Source organism: Janthinobacterium sp. SUN118 (assembly GCF_030397695.1).
In the GTDB taxonomy this organism is placed as follows: domain Bacteria; phylum Pseudomonadota; class Gammaproteobacteria; order Burkholderiales; family Burkholderiaceae_D; genus Janthinobacterium.
Genome location: NZ_JAPUBV010000001.1, coordinates 264302 through 282139 on the forward strand (window position 1 = coordinate 264302; position 17838 = coordinate 282139).

A 17838-nucleotide genomic window follows, 5' to 3' on the forward strand; every position below is an offset into this window, starting at 1 on the left:
TTTTTGCACCACTAACCGTATTTTTACAAATCAGTATCAGAAGGGAAGCCAGCATGAAAATCCATGAGTATCAAGCCAAAGAAATCCTCCGGCAGCACGGAGTGACGGTACCACGCGGTATTCCGTGCATGTCCGTCGACGAAGCCGTCAAGGCTGCGGAAACCCTGGGCGGTCCGGTATGGGTCGTCAAGGCGCAGATCCACGCAGGTGGCCGCGGCAAGGGCGGCGGCGTGAAAGTGGCAAAATCGATCGAACAGGTCAAGGAATACGCCGACCAGATCATGGGCATGCAGCTGATCACGCACCAGACCAGCGCCGAAGGCCAGAAAGTCAACCGCCTGCTGGTGGAAGAAGGCGCCGACATCAAACAAGAACTGTACGTTTCGCTGGTCACCGATCGCGTCACCCAGAAAATCGTCCTGATGGCTTCGTCCGAAGGCGGCATGGACATCGAAGAAGTGGCCGAGAGCCACCCTGAGAAGATCCACCACGTCACCATCGATCCGGGCGTAGGCCTGACCGATGCCCAGGCAGACGACATCGCCGCCAAGATCGGCGTGCCTGCCGGTTCCATCGCCGACGCCCGCGTCAACCTGCAAGGCCTGTACAAAGCGTACTGGGAAACCGATTGCTCGCTGGCCGAAATCAACCCGCTGATCGTCACCGGCAGCGGCAAAGTCATCGCCCTCGACGCCAAGTTCAACTTTGACCCGAACGCCCTGTTCCGTCATCCGGAAATCGTCGCCCTGCGCGATCTGGACGAAGAAGATCCAGCTGAAATCGAAGCGTCGAAATTCGACCTGGCCTACATCTCGCTCGACGGCAACATCGGTTGCCTGGTGAACGGCGCCGGCCTGGCCATGGCCACCATGGACACCATCAAGCTGTTCGGCGGCGAGCCAGCCAACTTCCTGGACGTCGGCGGCGGCGCCACGGCAGAAAAAGTGACCGAAGCGTTCAAGATCATGCTGAAAAACCCAGGCCTGAAAGCTATCCTGGTGAACATTTTCGGCGGCATCATGCGTTGCGACGTGATCGCCGAAGGCGTCATCGCCGCGGTGAAAGCCGTTTCGCTGAACGTACCGCTGGTCGTGCGCATGAAGGGCACCAACGAAGACCTGGGCAAGAAGATGCTGGCCGATTCCGGTCTGCCTATCATCGCAGCCGACACCATGGAAGATGCAGCCAAGAGCGTCGTTGCCGCTGCTGCCGGTCAAGCTTAATTAAGGAATCAACATGTCCATTCTGATCAATAAAGATACCAAAGTCGTTACCCAAGGGATCACCGGCAAGACCGGCCAGTTCCACACCCGCGGTTGCCGCGACTACGCGAACGGCAAAGCTGCCTTCGTGGCAGGCGTGAACCCGAAGAAAGCCGGCGAAGACTTCGAAGGCATTCCTATTTTCGCTAACGTCACCGAAGCGAAAAAAGAAACCGGCGCCAACGTTTCCGTGATCTACGTACCGCCAGCAGGCGCGGCAGCGGCGATCTGGGAAGCTGTCGAAGCTGAAATGGATCTGGCCATTTGCATCACCGAAGGCATTCCTGTCCGTGACATGATGGCCCTGAAAGACCGCATGGCTAAAGCCAACAGCAAAACCTTGCTGCTGGGCCCTAACTGCCCAGGCTTGATCACGCCAGACGAAATCAAGATCGGCATCATGCCAGGCCACATCCACAAGAAGGGCCGTATCGGCGTGGTGTCGCGTTCGGGCACGTTGACCTATGAAGCAGTGGGTCAGCTGACCGCACTGGGCCTGGGCCAATCGTCGGCAGTCGGCATCGGCGGCGACCCGATCAACGGTCTGAAGCACATCGACATCATGAAGATGTTCAATGACGATCCAGATACCGACGCGGTCATCATGATCGGCGAAATCGGCGGTCCGGATGAAGCCAACGCGGCTTATTGGATCAAAGACAACATGAAAAAACCGGTCGTTGGCTTCATCGCTGGCGTGACCGCTCCTCCAGGCAAGCGCATGGGCCACGCCGGCGCGCTGATCTCGGGCGGTGCCGATACGGCACAAGCCAAGCTGGAAATCATGGAAGCTTGCGGCATCACCGTGACCAAGAACCCGTCGGAAATGGCGCGTCTGCTGAAAGCCATGCTGTAATTCCAGCCTGGTCGCCGCAGTACAAAAAAGGAGCTTCGGCTCCTTTTTTTTGTCTGTGCGCTACGGCGGATCGTGGCGCCGAGGGACGAAAAGCGCCCGATGGCGCCCAAATGCGTCGTTTTTCTTGCTTTCCCATCCCTTCCTCCCCATGCGCGCCGCTGGCATGGTGCTTGCACCGTGCAGGACATGAGCATCTGCACAAGGGAGGAAACGATGCGCGCGCAAAGCGGATTTACCCTGATAGAACTGATGATCGTCGTGGCCATCGCCGGCATCCTGGCGGCCGTGGCCATTCCCCAGTATGGCGACTACACGATGCGGGCCAAGGTCAGCAACGTGCTGGCCGCTGCCGCTCCGTTGAAGACGGCCGTGGCCCTGTGCGTGCAGGAAAATGGCGGCGCGGCAGCCATCTGCAGCACGCCCGCCGCCAACGTGCCCGGCGTCATCCCGCTATTCACGCCGACGCGCGAAGTGGCCAGCGCCAAGGTCACGACGGGCGATATCGAGCTGACCCTGGCGGGCGATCTGGGCAATGGCGTGGGTGGCAAGATCGTGAAAATGACCTTGACGCCGGGCAGCAGCAGCCTGACGTGGATGAACAGCACCACGGTGACGAATGGGGCGGCAATCGAGGCCATCCTGAAGAACAATCCGCCGCCGCCGGCGGCAACGCTGTGAGCGCCGACTGCCTGGCCGCCGTCAGACGATTTTTTGCCGGTCCGCGATCAGCGCTTCGTAGGTGAGGTTTTGCAGCAGCGTGTAATGGGTCGGTTCCAGGTCGATGAATTGCACGCCATACGTATAGATTTCGGGCGTGTCGGCCGCCTGGCCATGCGACGGCTTGCCGACGCTGACGTTCTGGATGCGCGCGCGCGTGTTGACGCGCATCTGGTGCTTGTTCGGCTGCACCAGCAGGGTAAAGCTCAGGGCAACGCCGTCGTCGTCGGGCGTGAGCATGCTGGGCGCCTCGATCAGCGCACCGGAAACGCTGAGGTTGACGATGAACACGGGCACGGCCGCCACATCGCGGTAGCTGAGCTGCGCGGGTATCTCCACCTTGACGCGCATCGCCGTGCGCAGGCTCGTGCCCTGGATGGTGTCGGGAAAGCTCAGGTGGACATAATTGAGGGGGCGGCCAAAGATGCGCAGCACGCTGCAGGAAAACGAACACACGGTAACGCCGGAAAACACGCGGATGGTCAGCTTGTCGCCCTCGTTGAGCATGATGGCGGCGCCGTTTTCCTGCGGAATCTTGACGATCAGATACTCATCCTTCACATAGCCGATCACGGTCGAGAAATGCTGGATGGGCTTGATGGTGCGGTGCGTGATGAACTGGATGCGCCCGCCCACCTGCAGATTCATGGCTTCGAATTCGAAGTCCTGGAGCTTGCTTTCCGCGGCGGGCTTGTTGCTTGTCATGCGCTACTCGTCTCAATGTTGTCGAATAGCAGTATGCATGATTTCTTGATGAAAAAGCATTTACATCAATAAAATCGGGATGGGCTGCAAAAAATACGCGACGGCGTGCCGGCACGCGCCGCAAGCTTTACAATTGCGTCAATATTGACGAATGTAAATCTTATGGCACGCAGCTATTTCTGGACGATGTTGTTGCTGATCCTGCATCAGGTCGATGCGGCGTATTGGCGCGAATGGGAAATGTTTCATGTGCCGGGCGGCATACAGGGTTTCCTGGTATTCAACCTGGCGGCGATTGCCCTGGTGCTGGCCGGTTACCGCCACGTGTTGCTGGGCACCATGCAGGCACGGCGCTATGCGGCGGTGTGCGCCGCGCTGGGCGTGGGCACATTCCTGATCCACGCCGGCTTTGCGCTGGCGGGGCTGGAGCAATTCCACCTGCCGCTGTCGATCGCCATCCTCGTGCTGTGCCTGGGCAGCGCCGTGTGGCTGCTGTGCGACTTGCGCCGCCTCAAGGCGGCGCCGCCAGTGCCCGCCTGAAGCGGTGGCGCTGCGCCCTAGACCTCGGCGTGCCAGTCGCCCGACTTGCCGCCATGCTTTTCCAGCACGCGCACATTGGTCATGACCATGCCGCGGTCGACGGCCTTGCACATGTCGTAAATCGTCAGCAAGCCGATCTGCACGGAGGTCAGCGCTTCCATTTCCACGCCCGTCTTGCCCGTCGTGTCGACCTGGGCGCGGCAGTGCACGCTGTTGGCGGCGGCGTCGATGTCAAAGTCGACCGTCACGCGCGTGAGCGCCAGCGGGTGGCACAGGGGAATCAGGTCGCTGGTGCGCTTGGCGCCCATGATGGCGGCGATGCGGGCGATGCCCAGCACGTCGCCCTTCTTGGCGTTGCCGGAGATGATCAATGCCAGTGTCGCCGGCTGCATGCGGATGGTGCCGGCCGCCACGGCGCTGCGGCGCGTGTCTTCCTTGCTGCCCACGTCGACCATATGGGCCTGGCCCGTGGCGTCGAAATGGGTCAGTTCCCCGGAGGGGGCTTGCTTGTCTGCTGTTGTCATGGCGTCAAAAGTGGGTCAGGAAATGGGGGCGCGGCATGTCGTAAGGGAAATCCGTGCCACAAGCATATCGCATGCCTGTCGCGCGGAAACGGCGCCGCGAACAAGGTATGATATCACCCGTGAATTCAAAAACTACCCTCCAGTCCGTACTTGAAAACGCCGGCGCGGCATTGCGGCGCCAGCCATGGCGCATGTCCGTGCTGGCCGCGTTATGGCTGGCTGCGCCCTGTGCGCTGGCGCAAACCTATACCTCGGCGCCAGCCGCCAGCACCGCTGCCAAGCCGGCCAGCGGCTGGACGCCGTCGGCCGTGCCGCCCGCGCCGAATCTGCCGAACCTGGGCGACACCTCGCGCGAAGACCTGTCGCCGGCGATGGAGCGCAAGATCGGCGAGGAAATCATGCGCGGCGTTCGCGGCGACCGCGATTACCTCGACGACGCCCCGCTGCTGGAATACCTGAATACCTTCGGCAACGCCCTCGTGGCGGCGCGGCCCAGCGTGCGCGGCGAAACGAATTACGATTATTTCTTCTTTGCCGTGCGCGATCCGCAATTGAACGCGTTCGCCTTGCCCGGCGGTTTCATCGGCGTGCACTCGGCCCTGCTGCTGGCCGCGCAAACGGAAGCGGAACTGGCGTCCGTGCTGTCGCACGAGATCGGCCACGTGGCGCAGCGCCATATCGCGCGCATGCTGGGGCAGCAGCGCCAGGATGCCCTGATGCCGCTGGCGGCCATGCTGCTGGCGGCGCTGGCGTCGCGCGCGGGCGGCGACGTGGCCATGGGCGTGTTTGCCGCCGGCCAAGGCCTGGCCATCCAGCGCCAGCTCAATTTCGGCCGCGACGCCGAACGCGAGGCGGACCGCATCGGTTTCCAGATCATGGGCGAGGCCGGTTTCGACACCACCGGCATGGTGGCCTTCTTTGGCCGCATGCAGGCGGCCAGCCGCTCGTACAGCGACCTGATGCCCGCCTACCTGCAGACGCATCCCCTGACCACCGAGCGCATCGCCGACATCCAGGCGCGCATCCGCGAGCAGCCCTACAAGCAGCGTCCGGACAGCCTGAATTTCCACCTGGCGCGCGCGCGTGCCCGCGTGCTGCAGGATGAAAGCGTGCAAGGCCTGTTGAATGCCCGGGCCGTCTTCAAGACACAGCTGGAGCAGCAAAGCCGCTTCCAGGTGACGGCCGCCCACTATGGCTTGTCCTATGTGGCTGTCAAGCAAGGTAAGCCCGCCGAGGCGCAGAAGGAACTCGATGCGGCCAATGCGGCCCTGCATCAGCCGGTCGGGCCGAATGTGTTTACCTCGGGCGGCACGCAGGGCCCCAATTCGCTGCTGGCGGCGATGGGGCTGGAAGTGCTGCTGATGCCGGCGCAAAAGAAGGAGGTGGCGCAACAGGCCTTGAAGGCGGCGGACGCGGCGCGCCAGCAGTTTCCCCTCTCGCGCGGCATCGCGCGCCAGTATGCGGAAGCGCTGATGGCCGCCGGCAAGCTGGAGCAGGCGACCCTGTACCTGCGCGACCAGGTGCAACTCTACAAGGAAGAGCCGGAACTGTACGATTTGCTGGCGAAAGTGTATGCGGACCAGGGCAAGATGACCTTGCAGCACATGGCGCTGGCCGAATCCTATGTGCTGCAGGGTGCCACCATGGCCGCGCTGGACCAGCTGACGATTGCCCGCAAGTCCACCGACGCGACCTTTTATGACCAGGCCGTGATCGATGCGCGCGAGCGGGAATTGCAGGAAAAACGCCGCGAACAGCTGAAGGAGCAGAAGGGCTAACCCCTATGCTGCTTGCGGCGCGCGCTGGAAGCCGAAGCTCTGCGGCACGGCGGCATGCGCCAGCGGCTGCACGGCAATCTCCTTGCCATCATGTAACAAGGTCAGCTTGCCTTGTCCCCCTTCCAGCCAGGCCAGCAGGGCGTCGTCGCCGAGCGCCTGGCCATCGAGGCGCAGCGCGGGCAGCACCTGCGCCATGTCGCGGTCATCCACCTGCGCCACGATGGCGCCATGGCGCAGGATCAGGGCGCCGTTGTCGCACAGCCAGGCCGCATCGATGGCCGCCAGCGGCGCGCCCGTCTGCAAGACAAAACCATGCTGCGGATCGCTGCGGGCGATGTAGGGCGTCGCTTCCAGGTTCAGGTAGACGCGCTGCGGACCGTTCTGGAAAAACCAGCAGCCGCGCTCGTCATGGTCGTAATTGCGGTTGATAAACCCCAGCAGCGCTGGGTGGGCGATCTTGTCGCCCGGTAGTTGCTGTTGCTGCGCATGCTGGTCGCGCATGCGCCAGTTGCCGCGCGCGTCCAGCCCCAGCCAGCCGTAGCAGTGGGGTACGTTCGGCCATTTGGCCAGGGCCTGCTTGACGAGATCATCCATGTAAGGCGTTTTCTGTTGAAGTGCGCAAGCCCTCAGCGTGACAGTTTTGCGGCGAAGACGGCGCCGCGCTGCCGCCTTCAAAAAAGGACAGCAGGCGCTGCGGCAACCAGTCTATGCTGCCAGGCAATTTCCCGACGGCAAAGCCCACGTGGCCGCCATGGCGCGGATAGTCGAGCGTGACCGTGGGCGCGGCGCTGGCAGGCAGGAAGCGCCCGGGCAGGAAGGGGTCGTTCTGCGCGTTGAGCACGAGGGTCGGCACGGTGATGTCCTGCAAGACGTGTTTCGCGCTGGCGCGGTGCCAGTAATCGTCGGCGTCGCGGTAGCCGTGCAGCGGCGCCGTGACGACATTGTCGAACGCGTGCAGGTCGCGCGCGGCCAGCATGGCGTCGCGTGGGAACAGGCCGGGAAACTGCTCGAGCTTGGCCAGGCATTTGGGTTTCAGGGTGTTCAGGAACATGCGCGTGTAGAGCCGGTTGAGGCCCGCGGACAGGGCCTTGCCGCCCTGCGCCAGGTCCAGCGGGGCGGACACGGCCGCGGCCGCGTCGACGAAGTCCGCCTGGTGCTGCGACTGGCCCAGCCAGCACAGCAGGGCGTTGCCGCCCAGCGAGACGCCGGCCGCATAAAACTTGCCGCTGGCGCGCGGTCGCAGTGCGCGCAAGACCCAGTCCACTTCCTGCGCGTCGCCGGAATGGTAAAAGCGCGGCGCCAGGTTTGCTTCGCCCGAGCAGCCGCGAAAATGCGGCACGGCGCCCGACCAGCCGCGCGCGGCCACTTCGGCCATCATGGCGCGCGCGTAATGGCTGCCGGAGGAGCCTTCCAGGCCATGGAACAGCACGACGAAGGGCTGGCCCGGCTGGCCATCGACCAGGTCGACGTCGACGAAATCGCCATCGGGCGCCTGCCAGCGTTCGCGGCGGAAGGGCACGGCAGGCTTGCTGATGCACAGGGCCGGATAAATCGTTTGCAAGTGGCCGCTGGGCAACCAGAATGGGGCGGTGTAAGTCATCGTTCAGAGATTAGTGCAGGATCTGCGCTCCCGCATGGTCCGCCGGTGCGCCGCCCGGCGCGATGGAGGCGTGGTGCAGCACGATGCGCCAGCCGCGCGGCGTTTTCACATAGACATTGGTGGCCAGCAGGTGCGCCGGCCCGCCTTCCTCGGCGGTGACGCCTTCGATGACCGTGTGTACCGAGCTCATCAGATTGTGCGTTTCATGCAGCTGGGCCGGCACGATGTGCAGGCCGCCGCCGGCCAGGATGGCTTCCCAGGAAGCGCGGATGGCCGCATGGCCGATCAGGCGTGCGCCGCCCGGGTGGATGCAGACGATTTCTTCGTCGTCGGCCCATAGCGCCATCAGCGCTTCGAGGTCGGCGCGGTGCAAGGCATCGTAGAACGCCGCTTCGATTTCCGCGGCGCTGCCATTGAGTTCCTTCAGACGTTTCATGACGACTCCGGACTGATCGGTACAGCTGTGCAAATGAAAACGGCGCGCTGGTGGCGCGCCGCTGGGCAGTTTAATGATGGCCGGCGCTGGCGCCTTCCTTCAGGGTGTAGGCGGTGCCGCAGTACGGGCACTTGGCGATGCCGCTCTTGTTGAATTCCAGGAACACGCGCGGATGCGACGACCACAGCGGCATGGCCGGGTTAGGGCAGTGGGCTGGCAGGTCTTTACTGTCGAGTTCGACCGCTGGCTGGGTGGTATTTGTCATCTTGTCATGCTCCGTGAGGCTGTATGGATGGAAGTCGGCTGCTGCCAAAAGCACGATTTTAACGGATTCAGGCAGACAGCAAAAATCATGGCTAAAATGGCGGCTCGACCCTCTTCGGCTGCGGCGCGGTTTTTTGCGGAAATATGGCGCCTGCAGCGCCACCATGACTGGATTTGCCTTGCCGGTATCGCCGTTGTCGCCCTTGTCGCCACGCACCATTGTTGTGCAGTTACCACACTCAGCCTGCCGGAGCGCCGCGTGAACGCGATCGCGGCCGCCCGCGATGACGCTCTGCTGAAAGACGCCTGGCATGCCGGCCTGAAACTGGGGGCGCCCAGCTTGCTGGGCATCGCGGCCTGGGGCATGGTGGTGGGCGTGGCCATGGTGAAGAGCGGCCTGACGGTGGCGCAGGCGGGCGCCATGACCCTGTTCGTCTTTGCCGGTTCGGCCCAGCTCGCGTCCTTGCCCCTGCTGGCCGCGCAGGCGCCCGTGTGGGTGATCTTTGCCACGGCCCTCGTCGTCAATTTGCGTTTTGTCATCTTTTCCGTGCTGCTGGCGCCCCATTTCGCCCATCTGCCGTGGCGCCAGCGTTTTGCGCTCGGCTATGTTTCCGGCGATATCACGGTGGGGCTGTTCCTGCAGCGCTACCGCGACGAGGCGCCGGACCCGGCCAAGCTGCCCTTCCTCAAGGGCTTGATCTATCCCAACTGGCTGGCCTGGCAGATCGGTTCCTTCATCGGCATCGTGCTGGGTGCCGTTGTGCCGGCCGAATGGGGGCTGGGCTTTGCAGGGACGCTGGCGATCCTGTGCGTCACCGTGCCGCTGATCCAGAACCGCGCCGCCCTGTGCGGCGTGCTGGTGGCGGGCACGGTGGCCGTGCTCGCCTTCAGCCTGCCGTATAAGCTGGGCTTGCTGGTGGCCGTGCTGGTGGGCATGGTCAGCGCCATGGCCGTGGAAGAATTGACGGAAAAGTGGACAAAACGCCATGTTTGACAATATCGACTGGGGCAGCTTTGACGTGTGGCTGGCCATCGCCGTGCTGACGGTGGCCACGGCCGCCACGCGCAGCACCTTCTGGCTGGTCGGCCACCACATCACCATCCCGCGCCGCGTGGGCGAGATGCTGCGCTATGCGCCGGCCTGCGCGCTGGCGGCCATCATCGCGCCCGACATGCTGATGGAGGGGCAGCAGGTGCACCTGGAATTGTCCAATTTGAAACTCTTGTCGGGTATTGCCGCCACGATCTTTTTTGTGATTCGGCGCAATATGTTGCAAACCATCGTGTTTGGCATGCTGGTTTTCACGGGCTTGCGACTGTTGCACGTTTTTCAGTAAAGCAGGACAAATCGGCGATTTGGTCTGGTCATTGCGGTAAAATAGCGCACTTCCTTCCACTCGTCATCTGGATCGCCATGTCAGCTGTTCTCAACTTCATCCGTCTGCAAGATTTGATCGACCAAAATGCACTGCAAGGCAAGCGCGTGTTTATCCGCGCCGACCTCAACGTCCCGCAAGATGACAGTGGCAAGATCACCGAAGATACGCGCATCCGCGCCTCGGTGCCGGCCATCCGTGCCGCGCTGGACGCTGGCGCCGCCGTGATGGTGACGTCGCACCTGGGCCGTCCGACGGAAGGCGAGTTCAAGCCTGCCGACAGCCTGGCGCCCGTGGCCGCCCGCCTGTCCGAGCTGCTGGGCCAAGAAGTTGCATTGAAGCAAAATTGGATCGATGGCGCCGGCCTGGAGTCCTTGGCTGCCGGGCAAGTGGTCTTGCTGGAAAACGTGCGCGTGAACAAGGGCGAAAAGAAAAACAGCGATGAGCTGGCGCAAAAAATGGCCAAGCTGTGCGATATCTACGTCAATGACGCGTTCGGCACGGCCCACCGCGCGGAAGCGTCCACGCACGGCATCGCCAAGTTCGCGCCTGTCGCCTGCGCCGGCCCGCTGCTGGCGGCCGAACTCGATGCGCTGGGGAAAGCGTTGCACGCGCCGGCCCGCCCCTTGCTGGCGATTGTTGCTGGTTCGAAAGTATCGAGCAAGCTGACCATCCTGAAAGCCCTGTCCGACAAGGTCGATAATCTGATCGTCGGCGGCGGCATCGCCAACACCTTCATGAAGGCCGTTGGCTTGAACGTCGGCAAGTCGCTGGTGGAAGCGGAACTCGTCGAGGAAGCCCGTGCCATCATCGACATCATGGCCAAGCGCGGCGCGCAAGTGCCGATTCCCGTCGATGTCGTGTGCGCCAAGGAGTTCTCGCCTGCGGCCGCCGCCACCGTCAAGGACGTGGCCGATGTGGCCGACGATGACATGATCCTCGATATCGGCCCGAAAACGGCTGCCCTGCTGGCGCAGCAGATCGCCGCTGCCGGCACCATCGTGTGGAACGGCCCCGTCGGCGTGTTCGAATTCGACCAGTTCGGCAACGGCACCAAGACCCTGGCGCTGGCCATTGCCGAATCGAAAGCATTCTCGATCGCCGGCGGTGGCGACACCCTGGCGGCGATTGCCAAATACGACATTACCGATCAAATCAGCTATATCTCGACGGGCGGCGGCGCCTTCCTGGAGTTCCTGGAAGGTAAGACGTTGCCCGCCGTGGAAATTCTGATGCAGCGCGCTGCGTAAGGCGCAGCAGTTAGCCGTTCAGTACCAAGCGCAGCCTGACCGCTGCGCTTTTACCTTGCCGGATGTAACATCAAACCGGCCTTGATCACCTTCGCTCGCGCACAAGGAATCCTATGCCACGTGGTACAAAAATCGTAGCAACAATCGGCCCCGCCTCCACCGACTTCGACATCCTGGTGAAGATGATACGGGCGGGCGTCGACGTGGTGCGTTTGAATTTTTCCCACGGCAAGGCGCAGGACCATATCGACCGCGCGGCGCTGGTGCGGCTGGCGGCGGCCGAGTGCGGCCGCGAAGTGGCCATCATGGCCGACATGCAAGGGCCGAAGATTCGTGTCGGCAAGTTTGAAAACACGCGCATCGCGCTCGAGCCGGGAGAGCGCTTCATCCTCGATGCCAAGTGGGGCGAGAATGGCGAGCTGGGCAACCAGGAACGCGTGGGCCTCGATTACAAGGCCCTGCCGCGCGACCTGCACAAGGGTGACGTGCTGCTGCTGAACGACGGCCTCATCGTGCTGATCGTCGAGCGCATCCACGGCAGCGAAATCCACACCACCGTCAAGATTGGCGGCGAGTTGTCGAACAACAAGGGCATTAACCGCCAGGGCGGCGGCCTGTCCGCGCCGGCCCTGACGGCGAAGGATATGGAAGATATCAAGACGGCCATGAGTTTCCAGGCCGACTATCTGGCCATTTCCTTCCCGAAATGCGCGACCGATATGGAAATGGCGCGCCAGCTGGCCAATATCGCGGGCGAACCGTACCACCACAAGCCGATGATGATCGCCAAGATCGAGCGCGCGGAAGCCATTCCTGCGCTGCAGGAAATCCTCGACGCGTCCGACGGCATCATGGTGGCGCGCGGCGACCTGGCGGTCGAGGTGGGCAACGCGGCCGTGCCGGCCCTGCAAAAGCGCATGATCAAGATGGCGCGCGCCTCGAACAAGCTGGCGATCACGGCCACGCAGATGATGGAATCGATGATCGTCAACGCCGTGCCGACGCGCGCCGAAGTGTCGGACGTGGCCAATGCCGTGCTCGACGGCACGGATGCCGTGATGACGTCGGCCGAGACGGCCTCGGGCAAGTACCCGATCGAGACGGTGGAAATGATGGCCGCCATCTGCATCGAGGCGGAACAGTCCGAATACAACAAGCTCGATGCCGATTTCCTCAATGTCACGTTTACCCGCATCGACCAGTCGATCGCGTATGGCGCCCTGTTTACGGCCCACCATTTGCGCGTGAAAGCCATCGTGGCCCTGACGGAATCCGGTTCCACGGCCTTGTGGATGAGCCGCCACAGCATCGACACGCCGATCTACGCGCTCACGCCCAGCGTCACGACTTTGCGCAAAGCGGCGCTGTACCGCAATGTACGGGCGTATCATCTGATGCAGAACGCCCCCAGCGCGCAGGTGCTGAAGCAGGCGGAAGAGCTGTTGGTGGCGCAGGGCATCGTGCGCAAGGGCGACATGATCGTCGTGACCTGGGGCGAGCCCATGGGGCAGGTGGGCGGTACCAACGCGCTTAAAATCGTCAAGGTCGGCGAGTTTGACCTGACGTAAGCATTCAGGCGCCGGCGCGGTGATCGACCGCGAAGCGCCGCAACGGTTTCTATTGTTATCTGGAGTATTACCATGTCTCTCGTATCCATGCGTCAACTGCTGGACCATGCCGCCGAAAACGGCTATGGCATTCCTGCTTTCAACGTCAATAACCTGGAGCAAGTGCAAGCCATCATGGCCGCCGCCGATGCCCTGAACTCGCCGGTGATCATGCAGGCGTCCGCCGGCGCCCGCAAATACGCTGGCGAAGCCTTCCTGCGCCACCTGATCGACGCCGCCGTCGAAGCGTATCCGCACATTCCTGTCGTCATGCACCAGGATCACGGCCAGTCGCCGGCCGTCTGCATGGCCGCCATCCGCTCGGGCTTCACGTCCGTGATGATGGACGGTTCGCTGGAAGCGGACGGCAAGTCGGTGGCTTCCTACGAATACAACGTGGAAGTGTCGCGCGAAGTGGTGAAGTTCTCGCACGCCATCGGCGTGACGGTGGAAGCGGAACTGGGCGTGCTCGGTTCGCTGGAAACCATGAAGGGCGACAAGGAAGACGGCCACGGCGCCGACGGCACCATGACCCGCGAGCAACTGCTGACGGACGTGGCGCAAGCTGCCGACTTCGTGCAGCGCACCCAGTGCGACGCGCTGGCCATCGCCATCGGCACCTCGCACGGCGCCTACAAATTCACGCGCAAGCCGACGGGCGACATCCTGGCCATCGACCGCATCAAGGAAATCCACGCGCGCATCCCGAACACCCACCTGGTGATGCACGGTTCGTCGTCGGTGCCGCAGGAATTGCTGGCCATCATCCGCGAATTCGGCGGCGACATGAAGGAAACCTACGGCGTGCCGGTGGAAGAAATCCAGGAAGGCATCCGTCATGGCGTGCGCAAGATCAACATCGACACCGACATCCGCCTGGCGATGACGGCCGCGATCCGCAAATACCTGTTTGAAAATCCATCGAAATTCGACCCGCGCGACTTCCTGAAGCCGGCCCGCACCGCTGCCGAGCAGATCGTGCGCGCCCGCATGCAGGCGTTCGGCTGCGAAGGCCAGGCGTCGAAAATCAAGGTTATCACGATGGAAAAAATGGCCGAGCGCTACAAGGCCGGCGAGCTGTCGCAAATTGTGAAGTAAAATTCTGTCTGGAACGGGCAGCAGGCATACGCAGATAGCGTATCCTGGTGCCCGATTTTCTCGACCGGCGGGCGTCCCCTGCCTGCCGGTTTCGTTTCATCACATCATTCCCTCCGCTATGAACAGCCTCTATCAGACTTCCATCCAATCCCTGCCACTGCTGGGCCACGGCAAGGTCCGCGACAACTATGCCGTCGGCGACGACAAGATCCTGATCGTCACCACCGACCGCCTGTCGGCCTTCGATGTCGTCATGAACGAACCGATTCCCGGCAAGGGCAAGGTCCTCAACCAGATGAGCGACTTCTGGTTCGAGAAACTGGGCCACATCGTGCCGAATCACCTGACCGGCGTGGCGCCGGAGTCCGTGGTGGCGCCCGAGGAAGTGGAGCAGGTGCGGGGCCGCGCCGTCGTCGCCAAGCGTTTGAAGCCCATCATGGTCGAGGCGGTCGTGCGCGGCTACATCATCGGTTCGGGCTGGAAAGATTATCAGGATACGGGCAGCATCTGCGGCATCGAATTGCCAGCCGGCCTGCAACAGGCGCAAAAGCTGCCGGAACCGATCTTCACGCCGGCCGCCAAGGCCGAGCTGGGCGAGCATGATGAAAACATCAGCTTTGCGGACATGGAACAGCGCATCGGCGCGGAACTGGCCGCCAAGATGCGCGACGTGGCCATTGCCCTGTACAAGGCCGCCGCCGACTACGCCGCCACGCGCGGCATCATCATCGCCGACACCAAGTTCGAATTCGGCCTGGACGACAATGGCGTCATGCATCTGATGGATGAAGTGCTGACGGCCGATTCGTCGCGCTTCTGGCCGGCGGATTCGTACCAGCCTGGCATCTCGCCACCGTCGTTCGACAAGCAATTCGTGCGCGACTACCTGGAAACATTGACGTGGGGCAAAACCGCACCGGCGCCTGCGCTGCCGGCCGACGTCATCGAAAAAACCCAGGCCAAGTATTTCGAAGCCATCGAACGCCTGACGGGCGAGAAGCTGAAGGCCTGAGATGACTGAGCAGAACAAGCCGCTGGTCGGCGTCATCATGGGCTCGTCCTCGGATTGGGACGTGATGCAGAATGCAGTTTCCATCCTGAAACAGTTTGGCGTGCCATTCGAGGCGCAAGTCATTTCCGCGCACCGCATGCCCGACGAAATGTTTGCCTACGCGAAAAGCGCGCGCGCGCGCGGCTTGCGCGCCATCATCGCCGGCGCCGGCGGCGCGGCCCACCTGCCTGGCATGGTGGCCGCGATGACCATCGTGCCGGTGCTGGGCGTGCCCGTGCCGTCGAAATACCTGCGCGGCGAAGATTCCATGCTGTCGATCCTGCAAATGCCCAAGGGCGTGCCGGTGTCGACCTTCGCCATCGGCGAAGCGGGCGCGGCGAATGCGGCGCTGACGGCGGTGGCGATGCTTGCCGCCACCGACGACGCCCTGGCCGACCAGCTCGAGGCGTTCCGCGTCACGCAAACGGCCGCCGCCAAGGCCATGGTATTGCCGCTAGACTAATGTGCTTGAAAAATAATGAATAGTAAATTGACTTCCCCATTGTTGCCCTCCGCCAATCCACCGGCGTGGCTGGGCGTGATGGGCGGCGGCCAGCTCGGCCGCATGTTTGCCCAGGCCGCCCAGAGCATGGGCTATCAGGTTGCAGTTCTTGAACCTGTGCTGGAGCCGGCCGCCAGCTGCCCTGCGGGGCAGGTGGCGCAGCGCCTGATAAACGCCGGCTATGACGACCTTGACGGCCTCGACGCCTTGGCCGCCCAGTGCCTGGCCGTCACCACGGAATTCGAAAACGTGCCGGCCGACAGCCTGTCGCGCCTGGCCGGCCACGTGTTCGTGGCGCCCAATGCGCACGGCGTGTCGGTAGCGCAAGACCGCATCGCCGAAAAGCGTTTCTTTGTCGACTGCGCGCAGACATCGGGCGTGCTGCCGGCGCCGCACATGGTCATCGCCACGCAGCTTGACATCGACGGCATAGTCGACGACTTGCTGCCGGGCATACTGAAAACCGTGCGCATGGGCTATGACGGCAAGGGCCAGTACCGCGTGCGCACGCGCGACGAGGTGCGCGCCGCCTTTGCCGAAATGGGCCAGGTGACTTGCCTGTTGGAAAAAATGCTGCCGCTGGCCTACGAAGTGTCGGTGCTGACGGCGCGCGGCGCGGACGGCCAGTCGGTCGTGTATCCGATCGCCGAAAACGTGCACCGCGACGGCGTGCTGTTTACCACCACCGTGCCGGGCCCGAACGTGTCGGCCGACAGCGCCGCCAGGGCGCAGCGGGCGGCGCAAGCCATGGTCGCCGAGCTCGGCTATGTTGGCGTGCTGTGCATTGAATTTTTTGTCTTGACCGACGGCAGCCTGGTGGTCAATGAAATGGCGCCGCGTCCGCATAACAGCGGCCACTACACGATGGATGCCTGCGTCACCAGCCAGTTCGCGCAACAGGTGCGGGCCATGGCGCGCTTGCCGCTGGGCGACGTGCGCCAGCATTCGCCGGCCGTGATGCTCAACATCCTCGGCGATGCCTGGTTTGCCGATGGCAGCGATGTCGCCTGCGAGCCGGCCTGGGAGCGCATCCTGGCCCTGCCGGGCGCCTGCCTGCACCTGTACGGCAAGGACGATCCGCGCCGTGGACGCAAGATGGGCCATCTGACCCTGGTGGCTGCCAGCCTGCCGGAAGCGCAGCAGCGCCTGCGCGACGCTTGCCTGATCCTGGGAATCGCGCCGTGAGCGTGCCCGAACTGGATCTGGACCAGGCCGCCATCGCGGCGGCGGCCGCCGTGCTGGAAGCGGGCGGTCTCGTCGCGTTCCCGACAGAAACCGTGTACGGCCTGGGCGCCGACGCGGAAAATCCGGCCGCCGTGGCGCGCATCTACGAAGCCAAGGGCCGGCCTTCCGACCACCCGGTGATCGTGCACGTGGCGCCGGACGCCGATCTGGCGCACTGGTCCGATGATATCCCGCAAGAAGCACAGCAACTGGTGGCCGCCTTCTGGCCCGGTCCGCTGACCCTGATCCTCAAGCGTGCCGCGCACATTCCCGACGCCGTCTCCGGCGGCCAGGATACGGTGGGCTTGCGCTGTCCGTCGCACCCGGTGGCTATCGCATTGCTAGGCACTTTCAAGGGCGGCAAGGGGGGACTGGCGGCGCCGTCGGCGAACAAGTTCGGCAATGTCAGCCCGACCACGGCACAGCACGTGCGCGACGAATTCGATGCGGAACTGGACAGCGGCCTGCTGGGCGCGGTGCTCGATGGCGGGCAGAGCGACGTCGGCATCGAGTCGACCATCGTCGACCTGTCGCGCCTGGCCACGCATGGCCCCGTGTTGTTGCGTCCCGGCCATATCAGCAGCGAGCAGATCGCCGCCGTCATTGGCCGCGCGCCGGCCATGGCCGATGCGGCTGCGCCGCGCGCATCGGGCACGCTGGAATCGCATTACGCGCCACACACGCCTGTTGCGATGCAGCACAGCGATGAACTGGGCGAGACGCTGAACCGCTTGCTCAACGACGAGCGCCGCGTAGCGCTGATCCATTATTCGGACATGCCGCCGGCCAGCGCCAGCGTGCGCCTGGAAGCGGACCCGCACAGCTATGCGCATGCGCTGTACGCCTCGCTGCGCACGATGGACCAGGTCGGTGCCGAGCTGATCCTGGTGGAAGCGCCGCCGACCGGCCCCGAGTGGCTGGGCATCAATGACCGTTTGCGGCGTGCCGCGTTTGGCTCAAGTGGTATCTTGCAGCAATTTCTATCAGCCTGACAAAAGCCCCGCAAGGGGCTTTTTCTTGATGCAGCGCAATAGAGATGCTTGCCACG

20 protein-coding genes are annotated in these 17838 nt (G+C 63.3%); 14 read left to right on the plus strand and 6 right to left on the minus strand.

What is annotated here, in order from left to right:
• Positions 1–53 precede the first annotated feature (53 nt).
• From sucC to O0880_RS01270, 3 genes are all read left to right on the plus strand, one after another.
• A complete protein-coding gene (sucC, locus tag O0880_RS01260; RefSeq protein WP_071321838.1) occupies positions 54–1223 on the plus strand; it encodes an ADP-forming succinate--CoA ligase subunit beta in 1170 nt (389 codons plus the stop codon).
• A 13-nt stretch (positions 1224–1236) separates the two neighbouring features.
• Entirely contained in the window at positions 1237–2118 is an 882-nt protein-coding gene (gene sucD, locus O0880_RS01265; RefSeq protein WP_034746085.1) for a succinate--CoA ligase subunit alpha, read from the plus strand.
• A 213-nt stretch (positions 2119–2331) separates the two neighbouring features.
• Positions 2332–2796: a prepilin-type N-terminal cleavage/methylation domain-containing protein gene (locus O0880_RS01270; RefSeq protein ID WP_083411585.1), complete on the plus strand. Its 465-nt coding sequence runs from the start codon at positions 2332–2334 to the stop codon at positions 2794–2796.
• A 21-nt stretch (positions 2797–2817) separates the two neighbouring features.
• Here O0880_RS01270 and O0880_RS01275 read toward each other — a convergent pair whose 3' ends face one another.
• Positions 2818–3540: a flagellar brake protein gene (locus O0880_RS01275; protein ID WP_289884641.1), complete on the minus strand. Its 723-nt coding sequence runs from the start codon at positions 3538–3540 to the stop codon at positions 2818–2820.
• Between the two features lie 162 nt (positions 3541–3702).
• Here O0880_RS01275 and O0880_RS01280 point away from each other — a divergent pair, with 162 nt between their 5' ends.
• The gene (locus tag O0880_RS01280; RefSeq protein ID WP_071321841.1) at positions 3703–4080 is read left to right on the plus strand and encodes a DUF6713 family protein; all 378 of its coding nucleotides are present in this window, start codon (positions 3703–3705) and stop codon (positions 4078–4080) included.
• A 17-nt stretch (positions 4081–4097) separates the two neighbouring features.
• Here O0880_RS01280 and moaC read toward each other — a convergent pair whose 3' ends face one another.
• Entirely contained in the window at positions 4098–4604 is a 507-nt protein-coding gene (gene moaC, locus O0880_RS01285) for a cyclic pyranopterin monophosphate synthase MoaC (RefSeq protein WP_289884642.1), read from the minus strand.
• Positions 4605–4795: 191 nt separating this feature from the next.
• Here moaC and O0880_RS01290 point away from each other — a divergent pair, with 191 nt between their 5' ends.
• Positions 4796–6382 (plus strand): M48 family metalloprotease, encoded by a 1587-nt coding sequence (locus tag O0880_RS01290; RefSeq protein WP_289887265.1) that lies wholly within the window; start codon positions 4796–4798, stop codon positions 6380–6382.
• Positions 6383–6385: 3 nt separating this feature from the next.
• Here O0880_RS01290 and O0880_RS01295 read toward each other — a convergent pair whose 3' ends face one another.
• From O0880_RS01295 to O0880_RS01310, 4 genes are all read right to left on the minus strand, one after another.
• The gene (locus O0880_RS01295; RefSeq protein WP_289884644.1) at positions 6386–6976 is read right to left on the minus strand and encodes a DUF2946 family protein; all 591 of its coding nucleotides are present in this window, start codon (positions 6974–6976) and stop codon (positions 6386–6388) included.
• Positions 6969–7982 (minus strand): alpha/beta fold hydrolase, encoded by a 1014-nt coding sequence (locus O0880_RS01300; RefSeq protein WP_289884645.1) that lies wholly within the window; start codon positions 7980–7982, stop codon positions 6969–6971. The genes O0880_RS01295 and O0880_RS01300 overlap by 8 nt, the downstream gene beginning before the upstream one ends.
• Before the next feature lie 10 nt (positions 7983–7992).
• A complete protein-coding gene (locus O0880_RS01305) occupies positions 7993–8418 on the minus strand; it encodes a nuclear transport factor 2 family protein (protein ID WP_071321845.1) in 426 nt (141 codons plus the stop codon).
• Positions 8419–8488: 70 nt separating this feature from the next.
• Positions 8489–8683: a zinc-finger domain-containing protein gene (locus tag O0880_RS01310; RefSeq protein ID WP_071326184.1), complete on the minus strand. Its 195-nt coding sequence runs from the start codon at positions 8681–8683 to the stop codon at positions 8489–8491.
• 258 nt (positions 8684–8941) lie between these two features.
• Here O0880_RS01310 and O0880_RS01315 point away from each other — a divergent pair, with 258 nt between their 5' ends.
• The 9 genes from O0880_RS01315 (at position 8942) to O0880_RS01355 (ending at position 17782) form a co-directional block, all read left to right on the plus strand.
• Positions 8942–9676, plus strand: coding sequence for an AzlC family ABC transporter permease (locus O0880_RS01315; RefSeq protein WP_071321846.1), 735 nt, complete (start codon positions 8942–8944; stop codon positions 9674–9676).
• The gene (locus O0880_RS01320; protein ID WP_071321847.1) at positions 9669–10019 is read left to right on the plus strand and encodes an AzlD domain-containing protein; all 351 of its coding nucleotides are present in this window, start codon (positions 9669–9671) and stop codon (positions 10017–10019) included. Before O0880_RS01315 ends, O0880_RS01320 begins: the two co-directional genes overlap by 8 nt.
• 77 nt (positions 10020–10096) lie before the next feature.
• On the plus strand, positions 10097–11308 hold the full coding sequence (locus O0880_RS01325) for a phosphoglycerate kinase (protein WP_289884646.1): 1212 nt from the start codon (positions 10097–10099) through the stop codon (positions 11306–11308).
• Between the two features lie 113 nt (positions 11309–11421).
• Positions 11422–12876 carry a pyruvate kinase gene (gene pyk / locus O0880_RS01330; protein ID WP_071321849.1) on the plus strand — a complete coding sequence of 485 codons (1455 nt, stop codon included), beginning with the start codon at positions 11422–11424 and terminating at the stop codon, positions 12874–12876.
• Positions 12877–12948: 72 nt separating this feature from the next.
• Positions 12949–14013 (plus strand): class II fructose-bisphosphate aldolase, encoded by a 1065-nt coding sequence (fba, locus tag O0880_RS01335; RefSeq protein ID WP_010401625.1) that lies wholly within the window; start codon positions 12949–12951, stop codon positions 14011–14013.
• 118 nt (positions 14014–14131) lie between these two features.
• On the plus strand, positions 14132–15025 hold the full coding sequence (locus O0880_RS01340) for a phosphoribosylaminoimidazolesuccinocarboxamide synthase (RefSeq protein WP_289884650.1): 894 nt from the start codon (positions 14132–14134) through the stop codon (positions 15023–15025).
• Between the two features lies 1 nt (position 15026).
• On the plus strand, positions 15027–15527 hold the full coding sequence (gene purE / locus O0880_RS01345; RefSeq protein WP_289884651.1) for a 5-(carboxyamino)imidazole ribonucleotide mutase: 501 nt from the start codon (positions 15027–15029) through the stop codon (positions 15525–15527).
• 15 nt (positions 15528–15542) lie between these two features.
• Entirely contained in the window at positions 15543–16751 is a 1209-nt protein-coding gene (locus tag O0880_RS01350) for a 5-(carboxyamino)imidazole ribonucleotide synthase (RefSeq protein ID WP_289884652.1), read from the plus strand.
• A complete protein-coding gene (locus tag O0880_RS01355; RefSeq protein ID WP_289884653.1) occupies positions 16748–17782 on the plus strand; it encodes an L-threonylcarbamoyladenylate synthase in 1035 nt (344 codons plus the stop codon). The genes O0880_RS01350 and O0880_RS01355 overlap by 4 nt, the downstream gene beginning before the upstream one ends.
• Positions 17783–17838: the final 56 nt, after the last annotated feature.